At 46.2% G+C, this 9310-nt stretch carries 8 protein-coding genes; 5 read left to right on the top strand and 3 right to left on the bottom strand.

All coding sequences use genetic code 11. The features are described from left to right. The first annotated feature begins 278 nt into the window (after positions 1-278). The 4 genes from ACZM6M_RS17460 (at position 279) to ACZM6M_RS17475 (ending at position 5438) form a co-directional block, all read left to right on the top strand. Entirely contained in the window at positions 279-491 is a 213-nt protein-coding gene (locus ACZM6M_RS17460) for a DUF6870 family protein (protein ID WP_009250002.1), read from the top strand. 139 nt (positions 492-630) lie between these two features. Next, positions 631-2259 (top strand): recombinase family protein, encoded by a 1629-nt coding sequence (locus ACZM6M_RS17465; protein WP_009250003.1) that lies wholly within the window; start codon positions 631-633, stop codon positions 2257-2259. After that, the gene (locus ACZM6M_RS17470) at positions 2260-3912 is read left to right on the top strand and encodes a recombinase family protein (RefSeq protein WP_009250004.1); all 1653 of its coding nucleotides are present in this window, start codon (positions 2260-2262) and stop codon (positions 3910-3912) included. It begins immediately after the preceding gene. Beyond that, complete coding sequence (locus ACZM6M_RS17475) at positions 3897-5438, top strand: recombinase family protein (RefSeq protein ID WP_009250005.1); 1542 nt, start codon at positions 3897-3899, stop codon at positions 5436-5438. Before ACZM6M_RS17470 ends, ACZM6M_RS17475 begins: the two co-directional genes overlap by 16 nt. On the opposite strand, the gene ACZM6M_RS17480 is transcribed toward ACZM6M_RS17475, so the two are convergent. Together ACZM6M_RS17480 and ACZM6M_RS17485 are read right to left on the bottom strand one after the other, a co-directional pair. Continuing rightward, a complete protein-coding gene (locus ACZM6M_RS17480; RefSeq protein ID WP_489490632.1) occupies positions 5392-6453 on the bottom strand; it encodes a site-specific integrase in 1062 nt (353 codons plus the stop codon). The two genes, ACZM6M_RS17475 and ACZM6M_RS17480, sit on opposite strands and share 47 nt — an antisense overlap. Continuing rightward, positions 6453-6641, bottom strand: coding sequence for a hypothetical protein (locus ACZM6M_RS17485; RefSeq protein ID WP_004847343.1), 189 nt, complete (start codon positions 6639-6641; stop codon positions 6453-6455). The genes ACZM6M_RS17480 and ACZM6M_RS17485 overlap by 1 nt, the downstream gene beginning before the upstream one ends. Positions 6642-6821: 180 nt before the next feature. Between ACZM6M_RS17485 and ACZM6M_RS17490 the strand changes: the two genes are divergently transcribed. After that, positions 6822-7355, top strand: a complete 534-nt coding sequence (locus ACZM6M_RS17490; RefSeq protein WP_035125020.1) for a helix-turn-helix domain-containing protein — start codon at positions 6822-6824, stop codon at positions 7353-7355. A gap of 225 nt (positions 7356-7580) precedes the next feature. On the opposite strand, the gene guaA is transcribed toward ACZM6M_RS17490, so the two are convergent. Then, on the bottom strand, positions 7581-9128 hold the full coding sequence (guaA, locus tag ACZM6M_RS17495) for a glutamine-hydrolyzing GMP synthase (protein WP_009320664.1): 1548 nt from the start codon (positions 9126-9128) through the stop codon (positions 7581-7583). Positions 9129-9310: the final 182 nt, after the last annotated feature.

The raw sequence follows: 9310 nt of genomic DNA on the forward strand, positions 1-9310 counted from the left end.
TACTTTTTCACAATCTCTCACGGACTTGAAGGGAAGTCCCTGCGGTGTGCGCTTGCTCTGGCAAAGCGGCGGCATCTGCGGGGCTATGATGCGGTAAAGCTGGCCGCAGCCTATGGCAACCCCGCTTTGTGTAGACAGAGCTGCCGGGGGGCGTGGCAAATACGGCAAGCAAAATCGAAATCAGATACAATGGGCCGGACCTGTTTCTATTTATAGGGCGGGTCCGGCTTATTCATGTGGTTTTGATAGACCAGTAATTTCAGGAAGGAGTTGGTATTATGGAGAATATTACTGCTGGCGGAAGCGGTTCATTGGTAGACATTCGGGATGTCACCGTGGATAAGGAGCTTCCCCGCGAGGAACGAATCACTGAATTTGTGCGCCAGATCAAAAACCCTTACCGTTTTAAGTGCGGACGTTTTACCGTCCGGGCCAGCTTTGCCCCTGGCGGTGCCACCCTGGAGGAATGTATCAAGGGTATTTTACGGTGAAGCAAAATTTCTTCCAGAAAAGGGCTGACTTTCCCGTAAGAGCGTGGTACAATAAGAGTCGGAAAAGGAATTGAATACGGCATAACCACACTTCTTGAATTGCGGGGATTTTTCTGCGCAACGAAAGGAGTGTTTTTTTATGCAGGTTTATAAAGCTATTAAGTATATCCGTCTTTCCTATACGGATGACAAGTCGGTGGAAAGTGACAGCGTTGCCAATCAGCGGCGGCTCATTGATGATTTCATTGCCCGGCACCCGGAGATTGAGGTTGTGGCAGAAAAGATTGACGACGGTTACAGCGGTGTCCTCTTTGACCGTCCAGCATTTCAGGAAATGATGCGGATGATCGAACAGGGCGAGGCTAACTGTGTCATTGTAAAAGACCTTTCCCGCCTGGGGCGTGAGTACATAGAGACGGGCCGTTATATGCGTCGGGTATTTCCGGCCTACGGCGTCCGTTTTATCGCCATCAATGACAATGTAGACACGGAAAATGACGCTGCAGATGATCTCACCGTATCGGTAAAAAACATTATGAACGAGGCATACTGCCGGGATATTTCCGTAAAGACCCGGAGTGCCCTGGATGTGAAACGACGCAGCGGTGATTTTGTTGGAGCTTTTACTATTTACGGTTATGTAAAAACTGGCGACAAGCATAAGAGTTTGGAAGTTGACGAGTATGCAGCGGGTGTGGTACGGGATATTTTCAGAAAGCGTCTGGAAGGATTCAGTGCTTCCCATATTGCTGATGAACTGAACCGCATGGGTATTCTCTCTCCGCTGGCTTATAAGAGGAATCACGGGATGCCCCATGCCAAAGGCGGCTATACGGACCGTAAGGATTGTAAATGGTCTGCCACTACCATCATCCGCATTTTGAAGGACGAAACCTATACCGGGACACTGGTGCAGGGAAAACAGACAACGCCCCACTTCAAATTGAAGGAGCGTGAGGATAAGCCTTCATCCGAGTGGATTCGTGTAGAGGGCACCCATGAGGCGATTATCCAGAAACACGATTTTGACCTGATTCAGCGACTTCGCCGGATTGACACCCGGACCTCTCCTAAATCGGATAAGGTATATCTGTTCTCCGGTATTTTGATCTGTGGATGCTGCGGCTGCCGCATGACCCGTAAGACAAACCGCTACAAAGACAAGGAATACCACTACTACTATTGCCCTACGGGCAAAAAGAATGGCTGCGCTTCCTCTGTGATGCTGAAAGAGGACGACTTGATCGAGTGTGTGCAGGACAGCTTAAAGGGCCATATTGAAAATGTGGCTTCTCTGGATTCGCTGTTGTCCAGTATCAGTCAGGAACGGATCAACCGGGAACTGGCCCAGGAATACGCCGGACAGATCAGAGCCAATGAAAAACAGTTGGCACAGATTGAGGGTTTCAAGACGAAGCTCTATGAAAATCTGGTGAGCGGGATTCTTACCAAAGAAGAATATCTATCCTACAAGCGGAAATACAATGCGGACATTGAATTGCTGCAAAAGGCAGTTGCGGAATGGGAGGAACGGCTGACAGATGTATTGGAAAACCGCAGCGAGCGGAACCGCTGGATCAATCACTTCATGCAGTTTTCCACGATGGAGGAAATTGACCGCCGCGCAGTCATGCAGCTTATCCGCAGTATTCGCGTGATTAGCAAGGACGAGCTGCATATTGAATTTAATTATCAGGACGAATACAAAAAAGCGGTTGCCCTGGCAGAGCAGATCGTAGAACAGGCCGCGGAAAGGAAGGTGGGTTAAATGGCAAGAAAGAGCAGAAAAGAAACAGTAATCACGGCTGAGCCAGTACCATCTTTATATGTTCATGTAGCACTGTATATCCGGCTTTCCGTGGAGGATAACAAGAAACGGGGATGTTCGGTGGAAAACCAAAAGCTGGTCCTGAATGATTTTCTTGCTGATAAACCGGATTTTGTCGTCTATGATACCTATATCGACAACGGCATGACGGGCACGAATTTCCATCGTCCGGGCTTTCAACAGATGCTTTCGGATATTGAGGCAGGCTATATCAACTGTGTGATTGTTAAGGACCTATCCCGCCTGGGGCGTAATTCCATTGATACCGGCTATTATATCGAACAGTATTTCTACACGCACAATGTCCGTTTTATTGCGGTTACAGATCAGTTTGATACGGCAGACCCCGGCAATCTTCACGGAGGCATTATGCTTCCGCTGAAAAACATGATAAATGAAGCCTATTCGCTGGATATTGGCCGGAAGATCAAGGCCCAGGCAAGGCAGGCCATGAAAGACGGTGACTATATTGGCGCACGGGCTCCATACGGCTACCGGAAAGACCCGGAGAACTGTCATAAACTGCTGATTGACGAGGCCGCCGCTCCTGTTGTGCAGCAGATTTTCCAGTGGGCTTATGAGCGTGTAGCGTTAAACCGTATTGTGCGTAATCTGAATGAAATGGGGATTCCTGCCCCAAGCCATTATAAAAAGACTACCGGTGAAATTACCAGCCCTGGGCTGATCGGGAGCGGGAAATGGCAGACCCGTACTGTAATGAAGATACTGGAAAGTGAGGTTTATACCGGTGATCTGGTACAGGGCAAGACCAAAATTGTAGACCACCAGCAGGTACAGGCCGGAGACGATAATCTGATCGTTGCAAGGCATACCCATGAGCCTATTATCAGCCATGCGGTTTTTGAGGCGGTACAGGACTATCGGAAACAGGTCTGCGAGCAAAGCAAGGCTGTGCCAAAAAAACCATATACCCCCAATATCTTTAAGGGAAAGGTATTCTGTGCGGATTGCGGCAGGAGTCTCCACCGGCAGCGGGCGGAGCGCAAAAAAGGGCCGGATATTTACTGGTTTCATTGCCTTACCAACAGCCGGGTAGAAAAAGATAGCTGCAAGGGTGTGATGATACAGGAAACGGAGCTGATCGCTACGGTCACATCTGTTTTGGAGAAAGAGCTGACGGTTGCCCTGGGAATGTCTCTCCCCCTCTTTCAGTTGGAGGCAAGGCAAAAACAGGAAAAGGATAAACTCAGGGGCCAGATGTCATCCAAACGGCAGGAAATTGAAAAGAAACGCCGGTTGATCCGCGGCCTATATGAGAACTTTGTACAGGGTGTTTTGACAAGCGAGGAATACTTTGAACTGAAAGCGGATTATGAGGAATCCATCAATACACTGTCCGGTGAGATCACCGAGCTTGAAAGGGATATGGATGCTCTCGACGAACAGTTTGTACGCTACCGGACTATGGAAAAGGATGCAAAGTCACTGGCAAAGGATCACCTGCTTACGGCAGAACTGATTGACCGGCTGATTGAGCGGATCGAGATAGACCACAAACGGGATATTCATGTGACCTTCCGCTTTAAGAGTGAATTTCAGGGAAAGGAAGTGGAGTCATGCGCAAATATGTAATTGCCCTTTATATTCGGTTATCCGTGGAGGATATTAAGACAGAAAGTTTGAGTATTCCGAACCAGCGCCTTATCCTGCGGGAAAAAGCCATGTCGCTGCCGGAATGGGATAATGGCGAGGTTTTGGAGTTTGTCGATAATGGCCATACGGGTACGAATTTTGAACGTCCCGCAGTGCAGGAGCTTTTGACGATGGTGCAGGCAGGAAGTATCGACTGTATCATTGTCAAAGACCTATCCCGGTTTGGACGCAACAGCATTGAGACCGGTTATTTCATCGAGCGGGTGTTTCCGCTCTATCACACCCGGTTTATCTCTGTCAGCGACGATTTTGACACCGTCAATTTCAAAGGAGATACCGGAGGGATTGATGTTGCCTTTAAGTATCTTATCAGCGAGTGCTACAGCCGTGATATGTCCATGAAAACAAAAAGCGCCAAATATGCGAAGATGCGCCGGGGCGAGTACCAGAGCGTTATCTGTCCTTACGGCTACCGCAAAAGCGCAGACGGGCGTATGGAGCCGGACGAAAATGTTGCGGGAAATGTCCGTCTGATATTTGAATGGGCGGCTGAAGGCAATACCGCAGCAGAGATCACCCGCAAGTTGTACGCCCTCCATATTCCCACGCCTGGAGAGTATCGGAGGGATAACGGAAAAGACCATTATAATGTGTCAAGGACACACGGCGTATGGAGCAGTTCAACAGTCCTGCGGATGCTGGAGGATCAGCGGTATATCGGCACCTACATAATCGGCAAACGCAAGGTGCAGGAAATCGGCAGCCGCTGCATGAAGCTCAAAGATGAAAGCGAGTGGTTCAAAATCCCCGACCATCATTCCGCGATTGTCAGCAAGGAATTGTTTGAGCAGGCCAATACTTCTATTAAGCGTTTTTCCCTCCCCAATAAAAAAAGGCGTGACTATCTGCTTCGGGGAAAGGTGTTTTGTGGATGCTGCGATCATGCTATGTCACTCAGAAATGGAGCATGGTTTTATTGCCGTCATTCCGAAGTGTCAGAAAGTTTTCCCTGTCATGGCGTGCGGGTAAAGATGGCTGATCTGGAGCAGGTAGTCTTTGAGACGATCCGGGCGCAGATGTGTCCGGCGTTGGGAATCGACGGCAGTAAAGATAAGCTGGATTTACAGACGGTCCAGCAGGCCGAGCATGAAGATAAGTTGCGGGCTATACAGGACAGCAAACGGCAGCTTTATGAACGGTATGCGCTTGGCGAGATCGATCTGGAAACCTACCGGTCACAGAAAGCAGTATATGACGCGGAACTGGTACAGGCCAAGAATGTCCATGCCGCTATCACAGCGCAGACCAAACAGATACAGAGTGATTATGAGGCGAGGCTGAAACAGCGGGAAATTGTTCAGGAAGTAGGCAGCACCGATGTCCTGACGCAATCGCTGATAGACCGGCTTATCAACAGGGTATATGTTTTTCCTGGGGATCGGATTGAGATAGAATATGTTACGCAGGACTTTTTAGGAACGGAGAAATCTGGAAAGGAAGCATGAGCCATGAATACCGTATGGAACAGCTACGGGCAGCTATTGCAGCTGCCCGAAAAAACTTCAAAAAAGATGCAAATTTTTTTGTCGTGGGCTTGACATACGGGTGACGGAGATCGTGAATGCGGATACGCTTTACCCCTGCGGCATTTGCCCCTCTGTCCATCTCGTGATGGAGATAACTTTTTGTGACTGTAAAGATACGGTCTTTCTTCTTTAATCCGTAAAGCATACTCAGATATTCCTGCATTTCCTCACAAAGAAACTTCGGCATTTTGATCATGCGGTTGCTTTTCTTTGTTTTCGGTGTGGTAATCACATCTTCTCCGTGTAGCCGCTGATAAGATTTATTGATTCTGACGGTTTCTTTCTCAAAATCGAAATCGGCTGCGGTCAGTGCAAGAAGTTCTCCTTCTCGGATACCGCACCAATAGAGCATTTCAAAAGCGTAAAAGGAAACTGGTTTGTCCATCATTTCAAAAGAGAATTTCTTGTATTCTTCTTTTGTCCAAAACAGCATTTCCTTGTGTTCCTCACTTCCCATATTTCCTACTTTTGCGGCAGGATTGGAACGCAGCTCATAGTAACGTACCGCATGATTAAATATGGCTGACAGTTGATTGTGCAGCGTTTTTAGATAGGTCTGTGAGTATGGCTTTTTCTTCTCATCCCGATAGGCAAGCAGTTCATTCTGCCATGTGATAATCTCTTTTGTGGAAATCTCGCTAATCCTTAACTTTCCGAAATACGGAAGTATCTTCGTGCGGATGATATGCTCCTTTGTCAGCCATGTGTTCTCCTTCAGACGTGTTTTCACATCCCGGATATACAATTCGGTAAAGGCTTCAAAACTCATATCAAGGTCAGAAGCATTCTGTAACTGGAACATCCGCTCCCATTCCTGTGCTTCTTTCTTGGTAGCAAAACCACGTTTACATTTCTGCCTACGCTCGCCTTTCCAGTTCACATACCTTGCCATCACATACCATGTTCCATTGTCCTCATTCTTAAATACCGGCATTATTTTTCCTCCTTTCCTGCTCCGTAGAGCCTTTCATAGAAATACTGGCGGTTCACACGCCCCGCAATCGTAATAAAGCCCTTTTCTTTCAATTCCTCATTCAACTGTCGAATTAACTTATAGGCATAAGGCTTTGATACGCTTAGTTCCTGTGCCACTTCTCCGGCACGAATAAATTTGTTATCCATAGATTGCCCTCCTTCTTTTCTAAACTTATTTGCTTAATTTCGAATTCATTATACTAAGCATATTTGCTTGTGTCAAGCGGTTTTTTGAAAAATATTAAACTTTTTTGTTTTGTATTATCTTGACTTCTCCTAAACATATCTGCTATACTGATTACACTACATATACAAGGAGCGATGATGATGGCTATTGGAGAAAGAATACATTTTTTCCGCATTCTGCGTGGAATGACACAAAAATATCTTGGTACGATTGTCGGTTTTCCTGAACGAAGTGCTGATGTACGTTTAGCTCAATATGAAACAGGAACAAGAAAACCGAAGGCGGAACTTACTGCTGCATTGGCACAGGCACTTGATGTTTCCCCTCATGCCCTCGATGTACCTGACATTGACAGCTATATCGGACTGATGCACACTTTGTTTACCCTTGAAGATCTGTATGGTCTGACTGTCAGCGAAGCAGACGGAGAAATCTGTCTGAAAGTCAACAAGGAAAAAGGAAAAAACGCCCACGAACTACTAAAAATGCTCTATGCTTGGAAAGAGCAGGCGGACAAGTTATCTTCCGAAGAAATCAGCAGGGAAGAATACGATAACTGGCGTTACCACTATCCGAAGTTCGATACCACACAGAGATGGGCAAAAGTACCCTCACAGGAACTTAGTGACGCTTTGGTTGAAATGTTCAAAGACCAACTCAAACCAGATAAATAAAGACGACAAAAAACCCTTAGCCATGAGTTTCATACCCACAGCTAAGGGCTTAGTTTATAATATGGATTTATTTGTTGCACAACCACCTGTCAATCATTCTTTAACCGCAAAACCATTGGATTACAAGAATAATGGCTCTTATGCAACTGTTATCAATTTGTTATCAAAAGACTTCTTGAAGTGCCGCAACCCCGCATAAATACTGGGTTTCTTTGATACTCCAACTTATTCGAACTCAATCGTTCCCGGCGGCTTACTTGTCAGATCATACATAACTCTATTCACGCCTCTAACTTCATTGATAATTCTGCTCATTACCTTATTAAGCACTTCATACGGAATCTCTGCTGCTTCCGCAGTCATAAAATCAACTGTATTCACCGCTCTGAGTGCAATAGCATAATCATAAGTTCTCTCATCGCCCATAACACCGACGCTTCTCATGTTTGTAAGCCCCGCGAAATACTGGCCGATACTTCTATCTAATCCTGCATTTGCGATTTCCTCACGGTAGATGGCATCCGCATCCTGCACGATTTTCACTTTTTCAGCGTTCACTTCTCCGATGATGCGGATACCAAGTCCCGGACCGGGGAATGGCTGACGGAACACAAGATATTCCGGAATTCCTAATTCTAATCCGGCTTTTCTCACTTCATCTTTGAAAAGATCTCGCAACGGTTCTATAATTTCTTTAAAATCAACATAATCCGGCAAGCCGCCTACATTATGATGCGACTTAATAACCGCAGACTCGCCTCCAAGACCGCTTTCTACTACATCCGGATAGATTGTTCCTTGCACAAGAAAATCAACTGCACCTATCTTCTTTGCTTCTTCTTCAAATACACGTATAAATTCTTCACCGATAATTTTACGTTTTTCTTCCGGCTCTTCCACACCTTTTAATTTTGCATAAAATCTTTCCTGAGCATTGACACGAATAAAATTGAGGTCATACGGTCCTTCCGGTCCGAAAACGGCTTCAACTTCATCGCCTTCATCTTTTCTCAGCAAACCATGATCGACAAATACGCAAGTAAGCTGCTTTCCGATTGCTTTTGACAACATAACTGCAGCAACAGAAGAATCTACGCCTCCCGAAAGAGCGCACAGCACTTTTCCGTCTCCGACTTTTGCGCGGATTGCTTCAATCGTGCTTTCTACAAACGCATCCATCTTCCAATCTCCGGTACAGCCGCACACATTTTTCACGAAATTATTGATCATCTTCGTTCCTTCTACCGTATGAAGCACTTCCGGATGAAACTGAATTGCATAAAGCTTCTCTTCTGCATTTTCTGCGGCAGCTACAGGACAGTCTGCCGTGTGTGCGGATATTTCAAATCCCGGAGCAATTCGGGAAATGTAATCGAAATGACTCATCCAGCAAATTGTAGATGGTGAAACATTATCAAAAATCTTTGAAGAAGTTTTATCAATCAAAACCTCTGTTTTTCCATATTCTCTCACATCTGCTTTCTTCACTTCCCCGCCAAGAACATGCATCATAAGCTGTGCACCGTAGCACAAGCCAAGTACCGGAATGCCCAGTTTAAATAATTCCTCTGTATAGGTAGGTGAATCCGGCAGATAGCAGCTATTCGGTCCTCCTGTCAGGATGATTCCCTTCGGATTCATTGCTTTGATCTTTTCAATATCTGTTTTGTAAGAATAGATCTCGCAGTATACATTACATTCTCTTACGCGCCTGGCAACAAGCTGGTTATACTGTCCGCCGAAATCAAGCACGATCACAAGTTCATTCTTCAAGATTGTCCTCCTGTTTAACACGGCATGATAACCGCTTTTTATGTACTCATTATAGTTGGGCGTTTCCGTTTTTACAAGTGCAATAAACATCCACCCGCCTAGCGGGTGGTTTTTCATTTTCGGGCATAGCCCTAATATTACTAGCCACGCACAAGTGCGTCTTTTATTGGCCTGCCAGCCAC

Source organism: Enterocloster sp., from assembly GCF_057861365.1.

What these genes read in the sequence shown, in the direction of transcription:
- ACZM6M_RS17470 (WP_009250004.1), top strand. Translation starts at nt 2,260, where the DNA reads ATGGCAAGAAAGAGCAGAAAAGAAACAGTAATCACGGCTGAGCCAGTA.
- ACZM6M_RS17485 (WP_004847343.1), bottom strand. Translation starts at nt 6,641, where the DNA reads ATGGATAACAAATTTATTCGTGCCGGAGAAGTGGCACAGGAACTAAGC.
- ACZM6M_RS17490 (WP_035125020.1), top strand. Translation starts at nt 6,822, where the DNA reads ATGGCTATTGGAGAAAGAATACATTTTTTCCGCATTCTGCGTGGAATG.
- ACZM6M_RS17465 (WP_009250003.1), top strand. Translation starts at nt 631, where the DNA reads ATGCAGGTTTATAAAGCTATTAAGTATATCCGTCTTTCCTATACGGAT.
- ACZM6M_RS17480 (WP_489490632.1), bottom strand. Translation starts at nt 6,453, where the DNA reads ATGCCGGTATTTAAGAATGAGGACAATGGAACATGGTATGTGATGGCA.
- ACZM6M_RS17475 (WP_009250005.1), top strand. Translation starts at nt 3,897, where the DNA reads ATGCGCAAATATGTAATTGCCCTTTATATTCGGTTATCCGTGGAGGAT.
- ACZM6M_RS17460 (WP_009250002.1), top strand. Translation starts at nt 279, where the DNA reads ATGGAGAATATTACTGCTGGCGGAAGCGGTTCATTGGTAGACATTCGG.